This window comes from Mycolicibacterium holsaticum DSM 44478 = JCM 12374, assembly GCF_019645835.1.
GTDB lineage: Bacteria > Actinomycetota > Actinomycetes > Mycobacteriales > Mycobacteriaceae > Mycobacterium > Mycobacterium holsaticum.
In genome coordinates this window covers 1283171-1304172 of record NZ_CP080998.1, presented here as the reverse complement: position 1 = coordinate 1304172, position 21002 = coordinate 1283171, and the positions used below count along the sequence as shown (strand labels likewise).

The window sequence follows — 21002 nt, the reverse complement described above, 5'->3', positions numbered from 1 at the left end:
CCGCAGTCTCGGCGGGTCAGGGTCAGCCCTTTGCGACCTTCGCGGCGGCCTTGGCCTGCTTCTTGGCGGTGCGCACCTTCTCCAGCGAGCCGGCGTCGACGACGTCGGCGATCGACAGGTACGACCCGGCTCTGCCGTAATCGCCCGCGGCCTTGCGCCAGCCCTGCGGCGTCACACCGTATTGCTTGCCCAGCAGCGCCAGAAAGATCTTCGCCTTCTGCTCGCCGAAGCCCGGCAGGCTCTTGAGCCGGCTCAGTACCTCGGCACCGTCGGGATCGCCCGCCGTCCACAGCGCGGCCGCGTCACCGTCGTAGCGGTCGACGACCAGTTGCGCCAGCGCCTGGATCCGTTTGGCCATCGACCCCGGAAAGCGATGTATGGCAGGGGTTTTCGAGCACATCGCGGCGAACTTCTCGGGGTCGTACTCGGCGATCGCGTTCGGGTCGAGGTGCCCGCACATGCGGTCGGCGATCTTCTTCGGACCGGCGAACGCCGCCTCCATCGGGTACTGCTGGTCGAGCAGCATGCCGACCAGCAGCGCAAACGGGTTGGACTCCAGCAGCGCGTCGGCCGCAGGATCTTGAACTAGCTGCAGTTTCGCCACGCCGACCAGTCTAGGACGACCTAGGTCCGAGTGGTCGGCCGCAATGATCCGGCACCACATGTCACCGGGGTGTGCGCTCGTAGGCGATAACCGGTAGTACACCCCTAGCAGACGGACAGATTGCACCTATGGCCGCCGCGAGGGTGTGGAACGCAACGGCTATCACCTGAACGGCCTGGCGAGTTGCGCACCAGGCGGGGGCGGCCCACCCGGATAGCCCTGCCCCGTTCAGTAGCCGACCCGGCGCGGATCCCATTGGGCTGCCGCAGCTTTGACGATTTGCCGGTCGCTGCGCGGGCACCGGCCATCCGTCGTGCCGGAGTGGCCGATCACCCCGCTGCGAAGTTTGAGCTGCCAACTGCGCGGGAACCAGCCGATATGTGACGACCGTCTCATATGCTGGCGCACGCACATTTTTGCCCATCGAGGTCAGGAGCCGCCTTGTCCGAGACTCATCGTTCGCGAGTAGCACCGGTCAGCGGTCAGGAATACCTGGCTGTCCAGGCCAGCCCCGAGTTTCAGGACTTACGAAGTAGGCTGCGCCGCTTCGTCTTCCCGATGAGCGCACTGTTTCTCACCTGGTATTCGGCCTACGTGCTGCTGGGTGCGTTCGCCCATGACTTCATGGCGATCAAAGTGTGGGGCAACATCAACGTCGGCCTGCTGATCGGGTTGGGCCAGTTCGTGTCGACGTTCCTCATCACCTGGCTCTACGTCCGATTCGCCAACCGCGAGCTCGACCCGCGGGCCGAGGCGATCGCCGCCGAACTCGACGGCCGCGCCGCATGAGCGCCGAACTGCTGGCCCAGGACGGAGCCGTCGGCAACCCCGCCACCAACATCGGCATCTTCGCGCTGTTCGTCGCCGTGACGCTGTACATCGTGGTCCGGGCGAGTAAACGCAACGCCACCGCCACGGAGTTCTTCACCGCGGGCCGGGCGTTCACCGGGCCGCAGAACGGCATCGCGATCTCCGGCGACTACCTGTCGGCGGCCAGCTTCCTCGGCATCGCCGGAGCTATCGCGGTGTACGGCTACGACGGCTTCCTCTACTCCATCGGTTTCCTGGTCGCCTGGCTGGTGGCACTGCTTCTGGTGGCCGAATTGCTGCGCAACGCAGGCAAATTCACCATGGCCGACGTGCTCAGCTTCCGGCTCAAACAACGGCCCGTGCGGATGGCCGCGGCCATCACCACCCTGGCCGTCTGTCTGTTCTATCTGCTGGCGCAGATGGCGGGCGCAGGCGGGTTGGTGGCGCTGCTGCTCGACGTGTCCAGCGACTTCGGCCAGGCCGTGGTGATCGCCGTCGTCGGCGTGCTGATGATCCTCTACGTGCTCATCGGCGGGATGAAGGGCACCACCTGGGTGCAGATCATCAAGGCCGTCCTGCTGATCGGGGGCGCCGCGCTGATGACGGTGATGGTGCTGACCAAGTTCGGGGTGAACCTCTCCGAGATTCTGGGCGCCGCCCAGTCGGCGGTGTCGGCGTCGGGCAACGAGGCCGTCGCCAGCCGCGACGTGCTGGCCCCCGGCGCCCAGTACGGCGCCTCGCTGACGTCGCAGATCAACTTCATCTCGCTGGCGCTGGCCCTGGTGCTCGGCACGGCCGGCCTACCGCACGTGTTGATGCGCTTCTACACGGTGCCGTCGGCGAAAGAGGCGCGCCGCTCGGTGGTGTGGGCGATCTGGTTGATCGGGGCGTTCTATCTGTTCACCCTGGCCCTGGGCTACGGCGCGGCGGCGCTGGTCGGGCCCGACGTCATCCTGGCGGCCCCGGGCGCGCAGAACTCGGCCGCGCCGCTGCTGGCCTTCGAACTGGGCGGGGTGGTCCTGCTCAGCGTCATCTCGGCGGTCGCGTTCGCCACGATCCTGGCGGTGGTCGCCGGGCTGACGATCACGGCCGCGACGTCGTTCGCGCACGACATCTACGCCAACGTGCTGCGCCGGCCCGAGGGGAAGGAGGCGGTCTCGGAGAGTGAGCAGGTCCGGGTTTCGCGTATCACCGTGGTGGTGCTGGGCATCCTGGCGATCGGCCTCGGTGTGCTGGCCGCCGAACAGAACATCGCGTTCCTGGTGGCGCTGGCGTTCGCGATCGCCGCCGCGGCCAACCTGCCGACGATCCTGTACTCGCTGTACTGGCCGCGGTTCAACACCCGCGGCGCGCTGTGGAGCATGTACGGCGGGTTGGTCTCGACCATCGTGTTGATCGTCTTCTCCCCCGCGGTGTCAGGCGCCAAGACGGCGATGCTCGCCAGCGTGGACTTCGCCTGGTTCCCGCTGGCCAACCCCGGCATCGTGTCGATTCCGCTGGCGTTCGCGCTCGGCATCATCGGCACGCTCACCTCGCCGGACCGCGGCGATCCGGAGATCAACGCCGAGTTCGAGGTTCGCGCGCTGACCGGCGTCGGCGCGGAGAAGGCGGTGACGCACTAGGCCGGAATAGCGTCCCGGCGAACGAAGTTGCACCCCGGCGTGGTCAGGTCCCGGTTCGCCTTCCCGCTGCTGGCCTATGCGTTCGCGGCGATCATGCTCGGCACCACCGTGCCGACCCCGATGTATGCGCTGTACGCCGAGCAGATGGATTTCGGGGTGGTGACCACCACGGTCATCTACGCGATGTACGCCGGTGGTGTGCTGTTCGCGCTGGTGGCGTTCGGCCGATGGTCCGATGTCATCGGGCGACGACCGATCCTGCTTGCCGGTGTGGTGGCGGCGGTGGCCAGCGCGGCGGTGTTCCTCACGGCCGACTCGGTGGCTGTGCTCTCGGTCGGCCGGGTGTTGTCGGGGCTGTCGGCGGGGTTGTTCACCGGAACGGCGACCGCGGCGGTGATCGAAGCCGCCCCGCCGAGCTGGCGGACCAGGGCCGCGGCCGTCGCGACCATCGCCAACATCGGCGGGTTGGGCGCCGGACCGCTGGTGGCCGGCCTGTTGGTGCAGTACGCGCCGCGGCCGTTGCAGCTGAGCTTCGTGGTGCACATCGTGCTCGCGCTGCTGGCGGGCGCCGCCGTGCTGCTCGCGCCCGAGACGTCGGAGCGCACCGGCCGGATCGGGGTGCAACGGTTGTCCGTGCCCGCCGAGGTGCGCGCGGTGTTCGTCATCGCCGCGATCGCAGGCTTCGCGGGCTTCGCGGTGACCGGGCTGTTCATGGCGGTGGCGCCGTCCTTTGTCGCCGACGTCGCAGGCATCGGCAACCACGCCGTGGCCGGTCTGGTCGCCAGCTCGATCTTCCTCGCGTCGGCGGTGACCCAGGTGGCTGTCGGCGGCATGGAGCCGCAGCGAGCGGTCGCGGTCGGCTGCGCGATACTCATCGCGGGTATGGTGATTCTGGCTGCGGCGCTTGTCTTTACGTCACTTATCGGGCTGATCGCCGCCGGGCTGGTATCCGGTGTCGGACACGGCATCGCGTTCAGCCGCGGCCTCGCGGCGATCGCCGAGCGAACCCCGGCCGAACGTCGCGCCGAGGTGAACTCGACCTATTTCGTCATCGGCTACGTCGCGATCTCGCTGCCCGTGATCGGCGAGGGACTGGCCGCCCAAACGTGGGGATTGCGCGCCGCGGGGGTGAGCTTTGCGGTCGCGGTCGCGGTGCTCGCGGGTATCTGCCTGGCCGCGATCCTGGTGCGCGAGTCGCGGGAATCGGGTCGCGCCGCACGGACTTGAGCGCTTCTATTCATGCGCGACACCGGCCTGCGCAGCACGGCGCACCCCGGCGCGCGGAGGGGCTTAGCCGCTCTTGCGACGGAACTCCCGCCGATGCTCGACCGGGCCGTGCGCCCGCGGCTGCTTAGCGCCGGCGTCCTTGTGATTGCCGCCGTCGCCCGCCTTGGCGTTCTTGCGTTCCAGCGCTTCGCGGAACTTGCGTTTGGTGTCGTCTTCCTGCGGCGAGTCAGCCATGACTGGCAGCCTACGCGGCCGCGCGACCGTCGTCGCCTGCTTATCGCCTGCCGGGCGGCATACCGTAGACGTGCGAGATCGGCAGCGTCATCACCACGCGCCGGTCGTCGACCATCGCGCGGCGATAGTCGTCCCAGTCCGGATGTTCACCGGCGATGTTGCGGTACAACGCGATCAACGCCTCGACGGTGTCGTCGTCGGGCTCGGCGGCCGGCGGGGTGAGCTCGGCGTCGCCCTCGGCCACGGCGTAGGCCCAGCCGTCATCGGAGGTGACGTGGATCGACGCCCTGGGGTCGCGGCGCAGGTTGCGCGTCTTGGCCCGCGGTTCGGTGATCGACACCTGAATCGTCAACGCGCGCGGATCGAAGTAGTAGGACACGTTCGACAGCTGTGGCCGACCGTCGCGCTTGATCGTGGCCAGCACCCCCAGCGAGTTCCCACCGATCAGCGCCAACAGCTTGTCGTCGAACACGCCACGTCCCATGGTTCGAGCCTACGTCTCTACCATCGAGGGTGATGACTTGTTCAGTCGACGGCAACCTTCTCGACGGGGTCTCGGCCACCGCGCTGTGGACGCTGCACTTCCGCGCCAACGAGGCCAAGCGCTCCGACGGCGTGATCCGCGATCCGTGGGCGGTGGCGCTGTTCGACGCCATCGACTACGACTACCTCAAGTTCGGCAGGCCCAACCCGTCGCACGCGTTGCGCGCCGTGGCCTTCGATGCGGCCGCGCGCGACTACCTCGCCACCCACCCCAAGGCGTCGGTGGTGGCGCTCGCCGAGGGGCTGCAGACCAGCTTCTGGCGACTGGACCGAACCGGGCTGATCGACGAAACAACCTGGTATTCCATCGATTTGCCGCAGGTGATCGCGCTGCGGGAGAAGCTGCTGCCCTCCGACGAACGTATCGTGGCGCTGGCCCAGTCGGCGCTGGACCGCAGCTGGATGGACCGCGTCGACGCCGAGCACGGCGTGTTCATCACCGCCGAGGGCCTGCTGATGTACCTGCAGCCCGAGGAGGCGCTGGGGTTGATCGCGGACTGCGCCAAGCGGTTCCCCGGCGGGCAGATGGTATTCGATTCGGTGCCGGCGTGGCTGAGTCGACGCACGCTGGCCGGGTTGAAGCTCTCCGACCGCTACGTGGCGCCGCCGATGCCGTTCGGGCTCAGCCTCGACGACGCCGTCGCCCTTGCCGGGCGCATTCCCGGTGTCCGCGTCGCCCGCGATCTCCGGATGCCGCCCGCGCGGGGCCTGTGGAAACTGGCCGGCTCACCCGTGTGGGACCGGCTGCCGGCGTTCCGGCGCCGACGGCCGTCGTTCACGCTGCTGGAGTTCGGGCCGTGACACGCTACGCGGCCTTCCTGCGCGGGGTGAACGTCGGCGGCGTCAACCTTAAGATGGCCGACGTCGCCGAGGCGTTCCAGGACGCCGGATTCAGCAATGTCCGAACAATTTTGGCGACCGGCAACGTGCTGCTCGACAGCCCCGCCAAGGAGGCGACGGTGCGGCGGCGAGCCGAGAAGGCGCTGCGCGAGCGATTCGGCTACGACGCCTGGGTGTTGGCCTACGACCTCGACACCGTGCGGGCGATCTCGGAGGCGTATCCGTTCGAGCGTGAGGTCGACGGCCACCACTCCTACGTCACCTTCGTCACCGACCCACAGGTGCTCGACGAGTTGGTCGGCCTGGCCGAGGACGCCGGAAAACACGAGAAGATCCGGCGCGGCGACGGCGTCGTCTACTGGCAGGTGGCCAAGTCCGCCACCCTGGACTCGGTCATGGGTAAGACCATGGGCAAGAAGCGCTACAAGTCGTCGACGACCACCCGCAACCTGCGCACCGTCGAGAAAGTGCTGCGGTAGGTAGATTCGGACGGGTGAGTTCCACACCCACCGCGAAGGCCGACGGCACCGTGTTGACCGGCGTCTCCGAAACCGCACTGCTGACCCTGCAGGTCCGCGCGACCGAGGCGCGCCGGCCCGACTCGATCCTCGACGACCCGATGGCCGTGCAACTGGTCGATTCCATCGACTTCGACTTCGCCAAGTTCGGGCCGTCCCGGCGCCAGGACATGGCGGTGCGGGCGCTGGCCTTCGACAGGCACGCCCGCCGCTACCTGCGTGACCACCCCAAGGCGACGGTGGTGGCGTTGGCCGAGGGACTGCAGACCAGCTTCTATCGGCTCGACGCCGCCGACGTCGGACAGGAATTTCGTTGGCTCACCGTCGATCTCGCACCGATGATCGAGCTGCGTCGCAAGCTGCTGCCCGCCTCCGACCGGGTGCAGATGGTCGCCCAGTCGGCATTGGACTTCACCTGGATGGACAAGGTCGACACCGGGCACGGCGTGTTCATCACCGCCGAGGGCCTGCTGATGTACCTGCAACCCGAGGAAGCGCTCGGGCTGATCGCCGAATGCGCCAAGCGGTTCCCCGGCGCGCAGATGATGTTCGACCTGCCGCCGGCCTGGTTCGCGGCCGCTACCACCCGCGGCGTGCTGCGGCCCTCGCTGCGCTATCGGGTGCCGCCCATGCCGTTCAGCCTGACGCCGTCACAGGTGGCAAACTTGGTGCACGAAATCCCCGGCATCCGTGCCGTGCACGATGTGCCCATACCGCCCGGTCGCGGCAAAGTCTTCAACACGCTGCTGTGGACTGCCCAGCGGCTTCCGGTGTTCGACGCGGTGCGGCCGGTGTTCGTGCTGCTGGAGTTCGGCTGACAGGTCAGCCGAAGGCGGCCTCGACGTAGCGCAGGGCCTCGGCCTTCCCCACGCCCATCGCCTTGGCCGCCGACACGAAGTTGTGCGCCGCGCTGGCCATCGCCGCATCCGCGGGATCGACCCTGGCCACGAAAGTGCCGAACCTCCCCCGGGTTTCGAGTATTCCGCTCGACTCCAGCTCACGGTAGGCACGCGCGACCGTGTTGACGGCCAGCCCGAGTTGTCCGGCGAGTTCCCGCACCGTCGGCAGCCGGGTGCCCGGCGGCAGCCTGCCGTCGCGGACCCCGTCGATGATCTGCGTTCTCAGCTGATCGAACAGGGCGCCGGATGCACGTTGATCGATGCGTACCCACTCCGCCAACCCCGCCACGTGCTTCAGTATGCCCAAAGCGGCTACTTTGGATGTGTGCAGGTTACGGTCGTCAGCGGTGCGGGCATCTCGGCGGAGAGCGGGGTGCCCACGTTCCGGGATGCCGAGACCGGGCTGTGGGCCAACGTCGACCCGTATGAGATTTCCAGTTCCGAGGGCTGGCGGGCGAACCCGGAGAAGGTGTGGGCGTGGTACCTGTGGCGCCATTACATGATGGGCTCGGTGCAGCCGAACAACGGCCACCTGGCCGTCGCGGCCTGGCAGGACTACGCCGACGTGCACGTCGTCACCCAGAACGTCGACGATCTGCACGAACGGGCGGGCAGCACGCAGGTCTACCATCTGCACGGCAGCCTGTTCGAATTCCATTGCGACGCTTGTCGATCGGCCTTTGAAGGCGATCTGCCTGCGATGCCCGAGCCGGTGGACGCCGTCGAACCGCCGCTGTGTGCGTGCGGCGGGCTGATCCGGCCCAATGTGGTGTGGTTCGGCGAGTCGCTGCCCGACGAGGCGTGGCAACGCTCGGTGGAGGCGGTCATCGGCGCCGACGTCGTGATCGTGGTCGGCACCTCCTCGATCGTCTACCCCGCCGCCGGGCTGCCCGAGATGGCGGTGGCGAAGGGCACCGTCGTCATCGAGGTGAACCCCGAGCGCACCCCGCTGTCGGACGCTGCCACGGTGTCGCTGCGCGAGACCGCGGTCGAGGCGTTGCCCGGCCTGCTGCAGCGACTGCCCGCCCTCCTCGGCTAACCGTGCGATTTGTGTGCGTTTTGTTGCGCTGACCGCGCCTGAACGCACACAAATCGCCAGGGATGGAACCGGATGACCTTCCGGCGCGTCGATTCCTAATGTGGTCGACGACTATTTGCGCTGCCAAGACGGGATCATCACCCTTGCCCAGGCACAGCGGGCGGGGCTGAGCAGGCATGCGGTCGCCCGCCGGGTCCGCGCCGGGCGTTGGCGGCGCTGCTCACCAGGGGTGTTCTTCGTCGACGACCGCCCGTTCACCGACGCGGCGCGGCTGCGTGCCGCGGTGTGGGGTTACGGGCCCGAGGCCGTGGCCAGCGGCAGGGCCGCGGCGTGGTGGCATGGCGTGACCCGATACGTTCCGCCCGTCATCGAGGTCACGGTCCCCAGGGCCAGTCACCACCCACACCGCCAAGACGTACGAATGCGGCGACGCGACCTGGCGCCAGCCGATGTCATCGAGCGAAACGGGTTGCGGGTCACGGCCTTGGCGCTGACGGTCCTCGAGGCGGCCGTTCGTTTTCGCGAGGGCGCCGTCTTACTGGATTCGGCCCTGCAGCGCCATGTCGACCTTCGCGAGCTATGGCGTGCGCACCTGCGCAACAAGGGCAGGCACGGGTCACCGGCTGCCAGACGACTGCTGCAAGCGGCGTCCGACGGCGCCCGCTCGGAAGCCGAACGCCTACTCGGGAAACTTCTACGAGAAGCGGGCATCACGGGGTGGCGGACGAACTTTCCGGTCAGCGGCTACCTGGTGGACGTCGCGTTTCCCAAGCAGAAGGTGGCCATTGAAGTCGACGGCCTGGCGTTTCACAGCGACGCGCAGGATTTCGTCGAAGACCGTCAACGCCAGAACACAATCATGCTGCGCGGCTGGAAAGTGCTGCGCTTCACCTGGCTGGACCTCACCGCGTATCCGCAGCGCGTCATCGCCGAGATACAGCACGCGCTGCGTTCTTGACGATTTGTGTGCGTCTTGTTGCGGTGGCCGCGCCTCAACGCACACAAATCACCGTTATTTGACGGCGCGGCCCAGCGCGAACTCGGCCACCGGGATCGGCGCCCAGGACGGCAGGGTCCACTCGCGGCGCGCCCCGCTCACCTGGAAACCGGCGCCGGCGATGGACTGCTCGGTGTACCGGTGGGTGTGGCAGTTACCGAACAAACGGGGCCACAGCGTCGCGTCCGCGAGCTTCTGCATCCGCGCACGCGCACCGGTGCTGGCGATGTGCTCGAGGTAGCGCAGTTCACCGCCGGGGCGCAGCAACGAATGCAGTTGGCGCAGCACGGTTTCGGGCTCATCGACCGAGCAGAGCACCAGTGAGCACACCACCGCGTCGAACGGCTCGGCGCCGACGGCGTAGTGCTCGACGGTGTCGGAGGTGACGGTCACCGGCACCGCAGCGGCGGCGGCGGCGCGTTGCGCCTGTTCGGCCAGGCGGCGCTCGGGTTCGACGGCCACCACCTCGGTCACGGTGTCCGGATAGAACTCGAAGTTGGTGCCGGTACCCGCGCCGACCTCGAGCACCCGTCCGGTCAGGCCGGCGAGGTTCTCGCGGCGCAACCGCTGAATCGCCTCCGTCTCATGCCGCGACATGAACATCCACAGCCGCGCGAAAAACGGATTGTCAACGGTGTTGCTCATCAAGGATTCCTCTCAACATGGTTATCGCTTCCTGCGGGTTGACCTTGGGATCGACTGCGCCCGAGACGATCTCCCCCACCACCACCGCACGCAGCACTCGGTCGGTGAACTCCTCGGCGTCGCCCCACGGCAGATACGGCCGCGAGATCAGCATCGCAGACACCCCGTGGGTGACCGTCCACAGCCGCAGCGCGATCGCGGTCGGATCACCGGACGGGAAGACACCGTCAGCCATCAACGTCTCAACCGAGCTGCGCAGGTGCACGAACGCCGACGTGTTCAGCATCATGTCGACGTCGCTGCCGGGCCGGCCCTCACCCATCGTCGCGATCCGGTACAGCTCAGGGGTTTTCACGGCGAACCGCACGTAGGCCATGCCCTGGGCGTGCAGCACCTCGATCGCCGAGGGAGCCCCGGCGGACAGGCTCTGCATCTCCTCGTCGAGCTTTTCGAAGTAGCGCGCGCACACCGCATCCAGCAGCGCGTCCTTGTCGGCGAAGTGCAGATAGATCGACGGCGATGTCACCCCTACCCGCTGCGCGACCGACCGGATCGACACCGCCTTGGCGTGCCCGGTCTCCAGCAGCAGATCGGTGGTGGCGTCGAGGATCTCCTCGCGCAGCTGCTCACCGGACCCGCGCGGCGCGCGCCGCCGTTTCATCGCGATCCGACCACCTCGGCCGATGATCCCGGCAACCGCTCTTCGGCAGACTCGCTGATCCCGATCCGCGCATGCAGGCGGGCCAGCGGTTTGGGCGCCCACCAGTTCCATCGGCCGAGCACGTGCATGAACGCGGGAACCAGCGCCATGCGGACCAGTGTCGCATCCGCGAGGATCGCCAGCGTCAGGCCGACGCCCATCATCCGCATGAACGACACTTCGGCGGCGATCAGCGCGGCGAACGAAATCGACATGAGCAGCGCCGCGGCGGTGACGACCCGGCCGGTGCGGGCAAGCCCGAGTGCGACGCTCTCGTCGTTGTCGGCCCGGGTGCGGCCGGACTGCAGCCAGTACTCCCGGATCCGCGACACCAGGAACACCTCGTAGTCCATCGACAGCCCGAACGCGATGCAGAACAACAGCACCGGCATGTTGGCCACCAGGGTGCCCGTCGGCGTGGTGCCCAGCGCGCCCAGATGGCCGTCCTGGAAGATCCACACCAACGCGCCGAACGCCGCGGTCAGCGATAACACGTTGAGGATCAACGCTTTCAGCGGCAGCACCACGCTGCCGGTCAGCAAGAACAGCAGCATGAAGGTGATGGCGGCGATCACGCCGAGCACCAAGGGCAGCCGCGACGTGATCGCCGACGAGCTGTCGCGGTTGGTCTGCGCGACACCGGTCAACTGCACCTCGGCGCCGGCCGGCGTGCTCACCTCCCGCAGCGCGTCGAGCTGGGCCTCCGAGGCCGGGGTGAACAGCGGCGCGGTGCTGGCCACCGTGAGGAACGCGCTGCCGTCCGTGACGCCGGTCGCCGCCGAGGGCGGGCCGACCGGCGCGCCGTCGACGAACGTGCCGCCCGGCGCCGACACCGAGGACACGTCGGCCACCTGCGACAAGGCGCGCGCGTAGCGGTCGAGGTCCGCGGCCGAGACGGCCTGCGCGTCCGGTATGACGACGGTGACGTTGCGGGCGGAGTCGACGGCGAAGTCGGTGCGCAGTTCGTCTCCGACCTGCCGCGCCGACGCCGACGCCGGCAACACCCGGTCGTCGGGAAAGCCCCAGTTGGCGCCGAGGAACGGCGCGCCGAGCACCAGCAGCAGCGCCACGATCGCCACACCGATCGGCACCGCGCGGGCCATGACGAACTTCGTGCAGCGGTACCAGAACATCTGCTCGACGGGCTGGCGCACCGGCTCGGGCCTGCCCAGCAGCCGACGCGCGAACCGGCGCACGTCGTACGCGTCGAGCCGATCGCCGGCCAGCACGATGGCCGCGGGCGCGACGATGATCGCGGCCAGCGCCGCGAACGTCACCACCGCCACACCGGCGTAGGCGAAGGACTTCAGGAAGTACATCGGAAACAGCACCATCGCGACCATCGACAGCGCGACGGTCAACGCCGAGAACAACACCGTGCGCCCGGCGGTAGCCATGGTGCGGATCAGCGCGCGGTCACGATCCGCCGGGCGGACCGATCGGCCAGAGTCCGCCGGGCGGACCGATCGGCCGGAGTCGGCGCCGTCGGCCAGCTCGTCGCGGTACCGGCTGATGATCAACAGCGTGTAGTCGATGGCGAGGGCCAACCCCATGGCCACGGTGAGGTTCAGCGCGAAGATCGACACGTCGGTGACCAGGGCGATGGCTCTCAGCACGGCCATCGAACCCAGGATCGCGAACCCCCCGACGGCAAGCGGCAGCCCGGCGGCCACCAGCCCGCCGAACACCCACACCAGCACGACGAAGCTCAGCGGGATCGCGATCGACTCCATCAACAGCAGGTCCCGTTCGGTCTGCCCGTTGATCTGGACGTAGATCATCGCCTCGCCCCCGGCCCGCACGCTGACCCCGTCGCGGTCGCGCACCAGCCGGTCGGTGAGTTCCTTGGCGTATTTCTGGGCGTCGTTCTCGCCGCCGGTGATCCCGGCGACGATCAGCGCGGTCTTGCCGTCCGCGCTGAGCAACGCCGGGGTCGCGGAGTCCGGCGCGGTCCATGCCGTGACGACCTGTACGACGTTCGGGCTTGCCTGCAGTTGGGCGGCGATGTCGGTGCCGACTGAACGCGCGGCGGGACTCCGCGCACCGTCGTCGGCGGTGACGCTGATCAGCAGCTCCATGTCGCCCTGACCGAACTTGTCCACCAGCAGCCGGTTGGCCTGGGCCGATTCCGACGTCGGATCGGCGAAGCCGCCCGCGGACAGGTGTTTGACCACCGGAATGCCGAAGATGCCGCAGGCCACCATGACGAGCACCGCGACGGCGATGATGCGGCGCGGCGCGGCCAGCGCCAGGCGCGCGATTCGGTGCAGCACGCTCGCGTCCCTCCGATCATCCGGATAACGCGGGTAACTTAACAACGGTAACCAACGCGGGTCAATGGGTTGCAGGTGACACGGTGGACTACCCGGATTCGTTCACCGCGACAGCCCGCGATGAGTTTCGTCAGCTCAGGTAGTCGTATCCGGCATGACAACCACGGATGTGATCGCGCCAACCCGGGCCACCGCCGGCGATGTCGGCCTGTTGATCCTGCGGATCGGGATCGGCGCGGCGATGCTTCAGGCCGGTCTGATCAAAGCGTTCGACTTCGGCACGACGGTGGAGTTCATGGCGGCCGGCGGGTGGCGGATGCCCACGCTGGCCGCGCTGATGGTCACCACCGCCGAAACGCTGGGCGGGGTCGGGCTGATCCTGGGCGTGCTCACTCCGCTGGCCGCGTTCGCGGTGATCGCGGCGATGTTCGACGCCTGGGCGGTCAACGTCGCGGCGGCGGCGTTCTGGTCAATGCCGTTCAACGCGCCGTTCCTGATCGGTCTCGGCGCGACGACGGTGTTGTTCGCCGGGGCGGGGGCGTACTCGATCGACGCGCGGATCGTCGGCCGCTCCACCTGGTCACCGCGGATCGCGGTGGGTGTGCTGGTCGCGGCGGCCGCGGCGGCCGCCTTGACCTGGGTCGCGCTCAACGACACGAACCCGATCCACTTCACGACGCCCGCCTAGCTCCGGCGTGATGGCGTATCGGCCCAGGAACCTACCCGGCGGTAAGAATTGCCACGATATTGCGAATCGTGACTCAATGATTCCTTAATGGTGATGGTTACTCTTCAGTACATGTGGATCGACGACACCAGTGCTGATGTCATCAAGGTTGATTTCGAGGCGCTCTACCACGGCGATGTCCTGGTAGAGGGCGACACCTCCGAACAACTCGACGACGAGCAGCCGCTGCGCACCGCGGTTTGACGCCAAGCGCCCCGAGTAAGGGGCGCGGTCAGCCGTGACGGTTTGCCCACCGCGGGCCCCTTCTCGTTGATACCTGCTTTACGCCACGTTCTCTTCTTCGTCGGATTCGATCATGTCGGTCAGTCGACCGGTGATGATCTCCTCGGCCTCGGCCACCATGCGCGACACCAGCTCGCCACAGGTCGGGATGTCGTTGATCAGGCCCATCGCCGTGCCGACACTCCAGATGCCCGCGTCCAGGTCGCCGACCTCGAAGACCTTCACGCCGCGGGTGCCTGCGACCAGGTTCTTGACATCTTCGAACTGCCCGCCGCGGTTGAGGATCTCCACCACCTCACGCGACACCGCGTTGCTCGCGACGCGGGCGGTGTTGCGCAGCGGCCGGAAGATCAGCTCGGTGTCGAGCTCGGTGCCCGCCACGATGGCTTCCTTGACGTTCTGGTGAATCGCCGACTCGACGGTGCACATGAACCGCGACCCCATGTTGATGCCGTCGGCCCCCAACGCCAGCGCGGCCACCAGACCGCGCGCGTCGGCGAAGCCGCCGGAGGCGATCATCGGGATGTCGATCTTGGCCGCCGCCGCCGGGATCAGCACCAGCCCGGGAATGTCGTCCTCACCGGGGTGCCCGGCGCATTCGAAACCGTCGATGCTGATGCCGTCGACGCCGAGGCTCTGCGCCTTGACCGCGTGGCGCACCGAGGTGCACTTGTGCAGCACCTTGATCCCGTTGTCGTGGAACATCGGCAGGTGCGGTGCCGGGTTGGAGCCCGCGGTCTCGACGATCTTGATGCCGGAGTCGACGATCACCTGCCGGTACTCGTCATAAGGCGGCGGGTTGATCGTCGGCAGGATCGTCAGGTTCACCCCGAACGGCTTGTCGGTGAGCTCGCGGCACCGCTCGATCTCCTTCGCCAAATCCGCAGGCGTCGGCTGGGTCAGCGCGGTGATGAAGCCCAGCGCGCCCGCATTGGCCACCGCCGCAACCAGTTCCGCGCGCCCGACCCACTGCATACCGCCCTGCACGATGGGGTGCTCGACCCCGAACGTTTCGGTGAACTTCGTCGACAGGGTCATCGTCACATCACCTCGGGGCCATCCGGATCGCGCCGTCCAGGCGGATCACTTCACCGTTGAGCATGGGGTTCTCGACGATGTGCACGGCCAGCGCGCCGTACTCGTCGGGGTCGCCGAGGCGAGCGGGGTGCGGCACCTGCTTGCCCAACGAGTTCTGGGCCTCCTCGGGCAGCGAACCCAGCAGCGGGGTCTTGAACAGGCCCGGTGCGATGGTGACGACGCGGATCAACTCGCGGGACAGATCGCGCGCGATGGGCAGCGTCATGCCGACCACCCCGCCCTTGGACGCCGAGTACGCGGCCTGCCCGATCTGGCCTTCGAACGCCGCCACCGAAGCGGTGTTGACGATGACGCCGCGCTCACCGTTGACGGGTTCGGTGCGGGCGATCCGCTCGGCCGACAGCCGCAGCACGTTGAAGGTGCCGATCAGGTTGACCTCGATCACCTTCTTGAAGGCGTCCAGCGGGAACGGGCCGTCCTTGGACAACGTCTTGATCGCCGCGCCGATGCCCGCGCAGTTGACGTTGATGCGCAACGGGCCCATCTTCTCGGCCTCGTCCAGCGCCGCGGTCACCGCCTCGGGGTCGGTCACGTTGGCCTCGACGAACTTGGCGCGCTCACCGAGTGCCGAGACGGCATCGCCGCCCTTGAGGTCGATGACGACGACCGACGCGCCCCGGTCGAGCAGTCGCTTCGTCGTCGCCAGGCCGAGCCCGGAGGCACCGCCGGTGACGACGGCTACGGCGTCTTTGATCTCCACTGAAATGAATCCCTTCTCTAGGTCCAGTCCCGCAGGACGGCTTCGGTGTCCGCGCCGGCCTGGCCGGGCGGGGTCGGTGGCGGCGGCACACTGCGGGAGAACCGCGGCGCGGGCATGGGCTGCAGGTAGTCACCATCCCGGTAGAAGGTGTCGCGCTCGGTGACGTGCGGTTCGGACTCCACCTCGCCGAACGCCAACACCGGCGTCACGCAGGCGTCGCTGCCTGCGAACACCTTCGCCCAGTGGTCGCGGTCCTTGCCGCCGATGACCTCGGTGAAGCGGGCCCGCAGCTCGGGCCAGCGGCTGATGTCGTTCTGGTCGGGCAGCTCTTCCCCGTCGATGCCGAGGCCCTTGAGGAACTCCGCGTAGAACTGCGGCTCGATGCAGCCGACGGCGATGTAGCGCCCGTCCGCGCAGGTGTAGGTGTCGTAGTACGGGGCGCCGCCGTCGAGCATGTTCACGCCACGCTCGTCGGACCACAGCCCGTCTTGGCGGAAGCCCCAGATCATCTGGGCCAGCACGCTGGATCCGTCGATCATCGCGGCGTCCACCACCTGGCCCTTGCCGGAGGTCTGCCGTTCCCACAGCGCCGAGAGGATGCCGACGAGCAGGAACATCGACCCGCCGCCGAAGTCGCCGGTGAGGTTCAGCGGCGGTACGGGCCGCTCTCCCGCCCGCCCGATGCTGTGCAGCACCCCGTTGAGCGAGATGTAGTTGATGTCGTGGCCGGCCTGCAGCCGGCGGGGACCGGTCTGACCCCAGCCGGTCATCCGGCCGTAGATGAGGCGTTCGTTGACTTTCGCACAGTCCTCGGGGCCCAGGCCCAGCCGTTCGGTCACACCCGGGCGCAGGCCTTCGATGAGCACGTCGGCCTTGGCGACGAGCCGCAGCACCAGTTCGCGGCCCTCGTCGGACTTGAGGTCGGCGGTCACTGACCGGCGGTTGCGCAGGGTGGCTTCGCGGCTCTTGCTCGGGATGCCGCCCAGCTTGCCCGGCCGCTCGACGCGCACCACGTCGGCACCCAGGTCACCGAGGATCATCGCGGCGTGCGGGCCAGGCCCGATGCTGGCCAACTCGATGACCCGAAGTCCGTGCAGAGGTCCAGCCATGATCCAACCGCCCTTCATCCTGCGAACGCTGCCGACCGCCGACATAGCTTACTTGTATAACCAAGTGGGACGGATCTAGGGTGCAGCCATGACAACCGCGGATTCCAGCGCGCACACCTACACCGGCATCGACGATCTACTCGTCGAGTTATCCGACGGTGTGTTGTCGGTGACGTTGAACCGGCCCGACAGCCTCAACTCGCTGACCTTCCCGATGTTGTCGGGTATTGCCGACGCCCTCGAGGCCGCGGCCTCTGATTCGCGTGTCAAAGCGGTCCGGCTGGGCGGCGCGGGTCGCGGGTTCTGCTCCGGCGCCGGCATCGGCGACGACGACCAGGCGCAGAAGAACGTCGACGGCCCGGCCTCGGTGCTCGATGCGGCCAACCGCGCGGTCCGCTCGATCGTCAACCTGCCCCAGCCGGTCGTCGCGGCGGTGCACGGCCCGGCGGCCGGTGTCGGCGTGTCGCTCGCGCTGGCCTGCGACGTCGTCCTCGCTTCGGAGAAGGCCTATTTCATGCTGGCGTTCACCAAGATCGGGCTGATGCCCGACGGCGGTGCCTCGGCGCTGGTGGCCGCGGCGATCGGCCGTATCCGCGCGTTCCGGATGGCGCTGCTGGCCGAGCGGATCTCCGCGGCCGACGCCTACGACTGGGGGCTGGTGACGGCGGTGCACCCGGCCGATGAGTTCGACGCCAAGGTCGACGAGATGGTCACGACGCTGGTGTCGGGGCCCGCGGTGGCGCTGCGAAAGACCAAGCACGCCATCAACGCCGCGACGCTGACCGAGTTCGAAGGGGCGCTCGGGCGTGAGCGGGAAGGCCAGCTGACGCTGCTGAGCTCGCCGGACTTCCTGGAGGGCATCACGGCGTTCCACCAGCGCCGCCCCGCCAAATTCTCCGACTCCTAAGCGATTTGTGCGCGTTTAGGAGCGCTCACCGCAACAAAACGCACACAAATCGCCAGCGGAAAATCAGTGGACGTCACGGTGACACATCCGCGACCATCTGTGAGTGAGTACGCAATTCGACATCGAACGGCGGGTCCGCAACGCCGGCCGCTGGCGTGTGCTCGCACCTTTCCACATCCGCGAGTACCGGCTGCTGATCACCGCGGTCTCGCTGTTCATCTTCGCCGAGGGCATGTGGGCGGTGGCGATGGCGTTGCAGGTCATCGAGCTGTCCAACGATCCGGCGTCGCTGTCGCTGGTCGCGACGTGTATGGGCGTCGGCCTGGTCGCGTTCGTGTTGGTCGGCGGCATAGCGGCCGACCGGCTCAGCCAGCGCGCCGTCATCATCGCCGTCCAGACCGTCAACGTGATCACGGTTTCGGTCATCGCCGCCTTGGGTCTTGCTGGCGCACTGCATATTTGGCACATGGCGGTAGCGGCGGCGCTGCTCGGTGCCGCGGCCGCGTTCTTCTTCCCGGCCTACAGTGCGATCCTGCCGCGGATTCTGCCTGCCGAACAACTGCTGGCGGCCAACGGCGTCGAGGGCGTCGTGCGACCGGTGTTCCAACGTGCCGTCGGCCCTGCGATCGCCGGGATGGTGGTCGGTGCGACGTTTCCCGCGCTGGGCACCGTATGTGTGGCCGTGCTGTTCGCCGTGGGTCTGCTGCTGCTGCTGGCCACCCGGCCGGTCCCCAGAGACCCTGAGCCGCATCAGCAATCCCCGCATGTGCTGCGTGATCTGCGGGACGGTTTCGTGTTCGTGCTCGGCACGCCGTGGCTGCTGTGGACGCTGCTGTTCGCCAGCATGTTCGTGCTGGTGGTGATCGGGCCGATCGAGGTGCTGCTGCCGTTCATCGCCAACGGCCGCTTCGCCGACGGCGCCCGCAAGTACGGCTTCATCCTGGCGTTCTTCGGTATCGGCAGCGCCCTTGGCGCGCTGGCGGTTTCGTCGGGGCGGCTGCCGCGCCGCTACCTGACGGTGATGATGGCCATGTGGGGCCTCGGATCCGTCCCGCTGGTGGTCGTCGGCTTCACATCGTCGTTCGCGTTGATGGCGGCGGCGACGTTCGTCATCGGCGTCACCGACGGGGCGGGCATGGTCATCTGGGGCACACTGCTGCAGCGACGAGTGCCGAGGGCGATGCTGGGCCGGGTGTCCAGCCTGGACTTCTTCGTGTCGCTGGCGTTCATGCCGGTGTCGTTCGCGATCGTCGGCCCGCTGTCGAAAATCGTTTCCATGCAGACGATCTTCCTGATCGCCGGTATCGCGCCACCGCTTCTGGCGGCGGTCGCGATGTGGGCGGCCCGGATGCGCCGCGACGAACTCGCATATCCGCTGCGGTGAACTACACGCCGAAGATCGGCGGCAGCGCGAGCACCATGACCAGCCCCCAGAAGAAGTGGGTGAGCATCGGTGCGAGCACGCCGCCGGTCGCTCGGCGTTCCAGCGCGCAGACGGTGCCGAGGACGATCGCGGCGAAACCCAGCATCGGGTTTCCGGTGGTGGCCGACGTCGCGATGACATAGAGAACGGTGGACACCAGCACCGGGTGGAAGCGGCCCAGCGCGGTGTAGAGCGCGCCGCGGAAGTACATCTCCTCGGCCAGACCGTTGATCACCGTGATGAACACGACCAGCACCAGCGGCCCGTAGTCGGCGAATTCGAGTACCCGCGTGATGTATTCGCGCACTCCGGGAATCTCGCGTGCGATCAGGCCACCGGCCACGAACGCACCGCCCAGCGCCAACCCGACGGCCGTGCCGGTGATCACCGGACGTTGGTTGCGCCCGCGAAACCGCACACAGCCCAGATGCAGCGGACCCGACAGCAGCGCACCGAGCGCCCACACCCCGGCCAGCGCCAGCGTCAACCAGTAGAAGGACTCGTCGCCTGGCGGTCGGGTCAGCGAATAGCCAAGCAGCACAGCGCCGACCACCAGCACCACGGCCACGACGATGCGCCGACGGCGGATCACCCCCGGCGGCTCGTTGTGCGGGACGGCGACGGTGGTGGCGATCTCGCGCGCCTCACTGAGAAGTCCACCGGAGCCGGTCATGCGATGTGGGCCTTCGGCACCAACCCCAGCAAGGTGTCCAGGCCGGTGCGCACGGCGCCCGCGACGGGCCCTGGCACCGCGCCGATCAGCCCGAGTGCCGGGCGCGCGATCGACGGTGTCACCGCGCGGGCCAGTTGGCGGATGCGCAGCGTATCCCCGCCGGCCCACACCGGATCGGTGTCGGCCAGATGATGCGGATCGGTCAACTCGTCGACCGGCAACGGCCGCCGACTCGAAAGCGCCCGGGTGATGGCTTCGTCGATGCCGATCAGCCCGCCGGGCGGTTCACCGACGATGTCGCGCAGCCCCGACTCCGCGGCCATCATCGGATGGTCAAGCGAGGCAACGAGGTCGGCGGCCAGCCCGCCAGGCACCGGCAGCACCGCGGCCGTCATCCAGGACACCACGCTGACGTCCACACCGACCGGTAGTTCGGCGCGCCACTTGCCGGCGATGCGCGCGTAGGTGCGCATCAGGTCGCCGTACGACGTCGTCTCCGGACCGCAGATGTCATACGCGCCTGCGGGCACCCGCTCGGTGTCGGCGGCAGCGGCCAAGTAGTACAGCACATCTCGGATCGAGATCGGGTCGATCGGGTTCACCGACCAGGCAGGCAGCGGGATGACCACGAACCGGTCGCCGACGTAACGCAGCATCTCAAACGATGTCGAGCCGGCCCCGATGATCATCGCGGCCCCCAGCCACACCAGATCGGCTCCGCCGTCGACGCGCAACGCCTCGGCGACTTCCGCGCGGCTGGTCAGATGCTCGGACAGATCGTATTCGTCGGGGACGAAGCCGCCCAGATACACGATCCGGCGTACGCCGGCGTCCTTGGCGGCGTTGGCCACGTTGGCGGCGGCGCGGTTGTCTGCCTCGCGGAAATCGGGTTCGCCGATGCCGTGGACGAGGTAGTACACGACGTCGATCGGGCCCGCGTCGGTGAAGGCCTGCCGCGCGGACGCCGCGTCATGGGCGTCCAGCGCCACCGCGGTGACGCGCTCGTGCCAGCCGAAAGCGGCCAGCCGGGCCGGGTTTCGGCTGGCGGCGACGACGTCATGGCCGTCGTCGAGCAGGGTGGTGACAAGGCGTGAACCGACATAGCCGGTTGCGCCGGTGACCAGGATCCGCACAGTGTTCACAGTAGGGCTGTACCCGATCGGCTGGCCGA

24 protein-coding genes are annotated in these 21002 nt (G+C 68.1%); 12 read left to right on the top strand and 12 right to left on the bottom strand.

The window, feature by feature from the left end; translation table 11 throughout:
• Positions 1–22: 22 nt before the first annotated feature.
• On the bottom strand, positions 23–604 hold the full coding sequence (locus tag K3U96_RS06350; protein ID WP_220692431.1) for an HhH-GPD-type base excision DNA repair protein: 582 nt from the start codon (positions 602–604) through the stop codon (positions 23–25).
• 441 nt (positions 605–1045) lie between these two features.
• On the opposite strand from K3U96_RS06350, the gene K3U96_RS06345 reads away from it, so the two are divergent.
• From K3U96_RS06345 to K3U96_RS06335, 3 genes are read left to right on the top strand one after another with little or no spacing between them, the layout of a single operon-like run.
• The gene (locus K3U96_RS06345) at positions 1046–1393 is read left to right on the top strand and encodes a DUF485 domain-containing protein (protein WP_230982383.1); all 348 of its coding nucleotides are present in this window, start codon (positions 1046–1048) and stop codon (positions 1391–1393) included.
• The gene (locus K3U96_RS06340) at positions 1390–3036 is read left to right on the top strand and encodes a monocarboxylic acid transporter (RefSeq protein WP_220692429.1); all 1647 of its coding nucleotides are present in this window, start codon (positions 1390–1392) and stop codon (positions 3034–3036) included. Before K3U96_RS06345 ends, K3U96_RS06340 begins: the two co-directional genes overlap by 4 nt.
• A gap of 39 nt (positions 3037–3075) precedes the next feature.
• Positions 3076–4263 (top strand): MFS transporter, encoded by a 1188-nt coding sequence (locus tag K3U96_RS06335; RefSeq protein ID WP_372514878.1) that lies wholly within the window; start codon positions 3076–3078, stop codon positions 4261–4263.
• Positions 4264–4326: 63 nt separating this feature from the next.
• On the opposite strand, the gene K3U96_RS06330 is transcribed toward K3U96_RS06335, so the two are convergent.
• Together K3U96_RS06330 and K3U96_RS06325 are read right to left on the bottom strand one after the other, a co-directional pair.
• Positions 4327–4497, bottom strand: coding sequence for a DUF5302 domain-containing protein (locus K3U96_RS06330; protein WP_220692428.1), 171 nt, complete (start codon positions 4495–4497; stop codon positions 4327–4329).
• Positions 4498–4537: 40 nt separating this feature from the next.
• Positions 4538–4981, bottom strand: coding sequence for a PPOX class F420-dependent oxidoreductase (locus tag K3U96_RS06325; protein ID WP_069404521.1), 444 nt, complete (start codon positions 4979–4981; stop codon positions 4538–4540).
• Between the two features lie 32 nt (positions 4982–5013).
• Between K3U96_RS06325 and K3U96_RS06320 the strand changes: the two genes are divergently transcribed.
• From K3U96_RS06320 to K3U96_RS06310, 3 genes are read left to right on the top strand one after another with little or no spacing between them, the layout of a single operon-like run.
• On the top strand, positions 5014–5841 hold the full coding sequence (locus K3U96_RS06320) for a class I SAM-dependent methyltransferase (RefSeq protein WP_220692427.1): 828 nt from the start codon (positions 5014–5016) through the stop codon (positions 5839–5841).
• The gene (locus K3U96_RS06315) at positions 5838–6359 is read left to right on the top strand and encodes a DUF1697 domain-containing protein (RefSeq protein WP_220692426.1); all 522 of its coding nucleotides are present in this window, start codon (positions 5838–5840) and stop codon (positions 6357–6359) included. The genes K3U96_RS06320 and K3U96_RS06315 overlap by 4 nt, the downstream gene beginning before the upstream one ends.
• Before the next feature lie 14 nt (positions 6360–6373).
• The gene (locus tag K3U96_RS06310) at positions 6374–7216 is read left to right on the top strand and encodes a class I SAM-dependent methyltransferase (RefSeq protein ID WP_069404518.1); all 843 of its coding nucleotides are present in this window, start codon (positions 6374–6376) and stop codon (positions 7214–7216) included.
• A 4-nt stretch (positions 7217–7220) separates the two neighbouring features.
• Here the strand turns inward: K3U96_RS06310 and K3U96_RS06305 are convergent, their stop codons facing one another.
• Positions 7221–7586, bottom strand: coding sequence for an Rv1152 family transcriptional regulator (locus tag K3U96_RS06305; protein ID WP_220693417.1), 366 nt, complete (start codon positions 7584–7586; stop codon positions 7221–7223).
• 36 nt (positions 7587–7622) lie between these two features.
• On the opposite strand from K3U96_RS06305, the gene K3U96_RS06300 reads away from it, so the two are divergent.
• Together K3U96_RS06300 and K3U96_RS06295 are read left to right on the top strand one after the other, a co-directional pair.
• The gene (locus tag K3U96_RS06300; RefSeq protein WP_069404528.1) at positions 7623–8336 is read left to right on the top strand and encodes an NAD-dependent deacylase; all 714 of its coding nucleotides are present in this window, start codon (positions 7623–7625) and stop codon (positions 8334–8336) included.
• A gap of 100 nt (positions 8337–8436) precedes the next feature.
• Positions 8437–9294, top strand: a complete 858-nt coding sequence (locus K3U96_RS06295) for a DUF559 domain-containing protein (RefSeq protein ID WP_220692425.1) — start codon at positions 8437–8439, stop codon at positions 9292–9294.
• 54 nt (positions 9295–9348) lie between these two features.
• On the opposite strand, the gene K3U96_RS06290 is transcribed toward K3U96_RS06295, so the two are convergent.
• The 3 genes from K3U96_RS06290 to K3U96_RS06280 are packed head-to-tail and all read right to left on the bottom strand — an operon-like array spanning position 9349 to position 12951.
• Positions 9349–9978: a class I SAM-dependent methyltransferase gene (locus K3U96_RS06290; protein WP_220692424.1), complete on the bottom strand. Its 630-nt coding sequence runs from the start codon at positions 9976–9978 to the stop codon at positions 9349–9351.
• Positions 9962–10639 (bottom strand): TetR/AcrR family transcriptional regulator, encoded by a 678-nt coding sequence (locus tag K3U96_RS06285; RefSeq protein WP_069404514.1) that lies wholly within the window; start codon positions 10637–10639, stop codon positions 9962–9964. The genes K3U96_RS06290 and K3U96_RS06285 overlap by 17 nt, the downstream gene beginning before the upstream one ends.
• Positions 10636–12951, bottom strand: coding sequence for an MMPL family transporter (locus tag K3U96_RS06280; protein WP_220692423.1), 2316 nt, complete (start codon positions 12949–12951; stop codon positions 10636–10638). Before K3U96_RS06280 ends, K3U96_RS06285 begins: the two co-directional genes overlap by 4 nt.
• Positions 12952–13105: 154 nt before the next feature.
• Between K3U96_RS06280 and K3U96_RS06275 the strand changes: the two genes are divergently transcribed.
• Together K3U96_RS06275 and K3U96_RS27040 are read left to right on the top strand one after the other, a co-directional pair.
• Complete coding sequence (locus K3U96_RS06275) at positions 13106–13639, top strand: DoxX family protein (protein WP_220692422.1); 534 nt, start codon at positions 13106–13108, stop codon at positions 13637–13639.
• 111 nt (positions 13640–13750) lie between these two features.
• Positions 13751–13882, top strand: a complete 132-nt coding sequence (locus K3U96_RS27040) for a hypothetical protein (RefSeq protein ID WP_110917275.1) — start codon at positions 13751–13753, stop codon at positions 13880–13882.
• Positions 13883–13960: 78 nt separating this feature from the next.
• Here the strand turns inward: K3U96_RS27040 and K3U96_RS06270 are convergent, their stop codons facing one another.
• From K3U96_RS06270 to K3U96_RS06260, 3 genes are read right to left on the bottom strand one after another with little or no spacing between them, the layout of a single operon-like run.
• Entirely contained in the window at positions 13961–14959 is a 999-nt protein-coding gene (locus K3U96_RS06270) for an NAD(P)H-dependent flavin oxidoreductase (protein WP_220692421.1), read from the bottom strand.
• A gap of 7 nt (positions 14960–14966) precedes the next feature.
• Positions 14967–15719, bottom strand: coding sequence for a 3-hydroxyacyl-CoA dehydrogenase (locus tag K3U96_RS06265; protein ID WP_069404511.1), 753 nt, complete (start codon positions 15717–15719; stop codon positions 14967–14969).
• A gap of 17 nt (positions 15720–15736) precedes the next feature.
• Positions 15737–16828, bottom strand: coding sequence for a CaiB/BaiF CoA transferase family protein (locus K3U96_RS06260; protein WP_069404526.1), 1092 nt, complete (start codon positions 16826–16828; stop codon positions 15737–15739).
• Between the two features lie 88 nt (positions 16829–16916).
• Between K3U96_RS06260 and K3U96_RS06255 the strand changes: the two genes are divergently transcribed.
• Positions 16917–17735 (top strand): enoyl-CoA hydratase, encoded by an 819-nt coding sequence (locus K3U96_RS06255; RefSeq protein WP_069404510.1) that lies wholly within the window; start codon positions 16917–16919, stop codon positions 17733–17735.
• 121 nt (positions 17736–17856) lie between these two features.
• Complete coding sequence (tet(V), locus tag K3U96_RS06250; protein WP_220693416.1) at positions 17857–19119, top strand: tetracycline efflux MFS transporter Tet(V); 1263 nt, start codon at positions 17857–17859, stop codon at positions 19117–19119.
• Between the two features lies 1 nt (position 19120).
• On the opposite strand, the gene K3U96_RS06245 is transcribed toward tet(V), so the two are convergent.
• Together K3U96_RS06245 and K3U96_RS06240 are read right to left on the bottom strand one after the other, a co-directional pair.
• Positions 19121–19831 carry a CPBP family intramembrane glutamic endopeptidase gene (locus K3U96_RS06245; RefSeq protein ID WP_069404508.1) on the bottom strand — a complete coding sequence of 237 codons (711 nt, stop codon included), beginning with the start codon at positions 19829–19831 and terminating at the stop codon, positions 19121–19123.
• Positions 19828–20973, bottom strand: coding sequence for an NAD(P)H-binding protein (locus K3U96_RS06240; protein ID WP_220692420.1), 1146 nt, complete (start codon positions 20971–20973; stop codon positions 19828–19830). Before K3U96_RS06240 ends, K3U96_RS06245 begins: the two co-directional genes overlap by 4 nt.
• Between the last annotated feature and the right edge of the window lie 29 nt (positions 20974–21002).

What these genes read in the sequence shown, in the direction of transcription:
- K3U96_RS06325 (WP_069404521.1), bottom strand. Translation starts at nt 4,981, where the DNA reads ATGGGACGTGGCGTGTTCGACGACAAGCTGTTGGCGCTGATCGGTGGG.
- K3U96_RS06285 (WP_069404514.1), bottom strand. Translation starts at nt 10,639, where the DNA reads ATGAAACGGCGGCGCGCGCCGCGCGGGTCCGGTGAGCAGCTGCGCGAG.
- K3U96_RS06330 (WP_220692428.1), bottom strand. Translation starts at nt 4,497, where the DNA reads ATGGCTGACTCGCCGCAGGAAGACGACACCAAACGCAAGTTCCGCGAA.
- K3U96_RS06340 (WP_220692429.1), top strand. Translation starts at nt 1,390, where the DNA reads ATGAGCGCCGAACTGCTGGCCCAGGACGGAGCCGTCGGCAACCCCGCC.
- K3U96_RS06260 (WP_069404526.1), bottom strand. Translation starts at nt 16,828, where the DNA reads ATGGCTGGACCTCTGCACGGACTTCGGGTCATCGAGTTGGCCAGCATC.
- K3U96_RS06270 (WP_220692421.1), bottom strand. Translation starts at nt 14,959, where the DNA reads ATGACCCTGTCGACGAAGTTCACCGAAACGTTCGGGGTCGAGCACCCC.
- K3U96_RS06320 (WP_220692427.1), top strand. Translation starts at nt 5,014, where the DNA reads ATGACTTGTTCAGTCGACGGCAACCTTCTCGACGGGGTCTCGGCCACC.
- K3U96_RS06290 (WP_220692424.1), bottom strand. Translation starts at nt 9,978, where the DNA reads ATGAGCAACACCGTTGACAATCCGTTTTTCGCGCGGCTGTGGATGTTC.
- K3U96_RS06255 (WP_069404510.1), top strand. Translation starts at nt 16,917, where the DNA reads ATGACAACCGCGGATTCCAGCGCGCACACCTACACCGGCATCGACGAT.
- K3U96_RS27040 (WP_110917275.1), top strand. Translation starts at nt 13,751, where the DNA reads ATGTGGATCGACGACACCAGTGCTGATGTCATCAAGGTTGATTTCGAG.
- K3U96_RS06245 (WP_069404508.1), bottom strand. Translation starts at nt 19,831, where the DNA reads ATGACCGGCTCCGGTGGACTTCTCAGTGAGGCGCGCGAGATCGCCACC.
- K3U96_RS06275 (WP_220692422.1), top strand. Translation starts at nt 13,106, where the DNA reads ATGACAACCACGGATGTGATCGCGCCAACCCGGGCCACCGCCGGCGAT.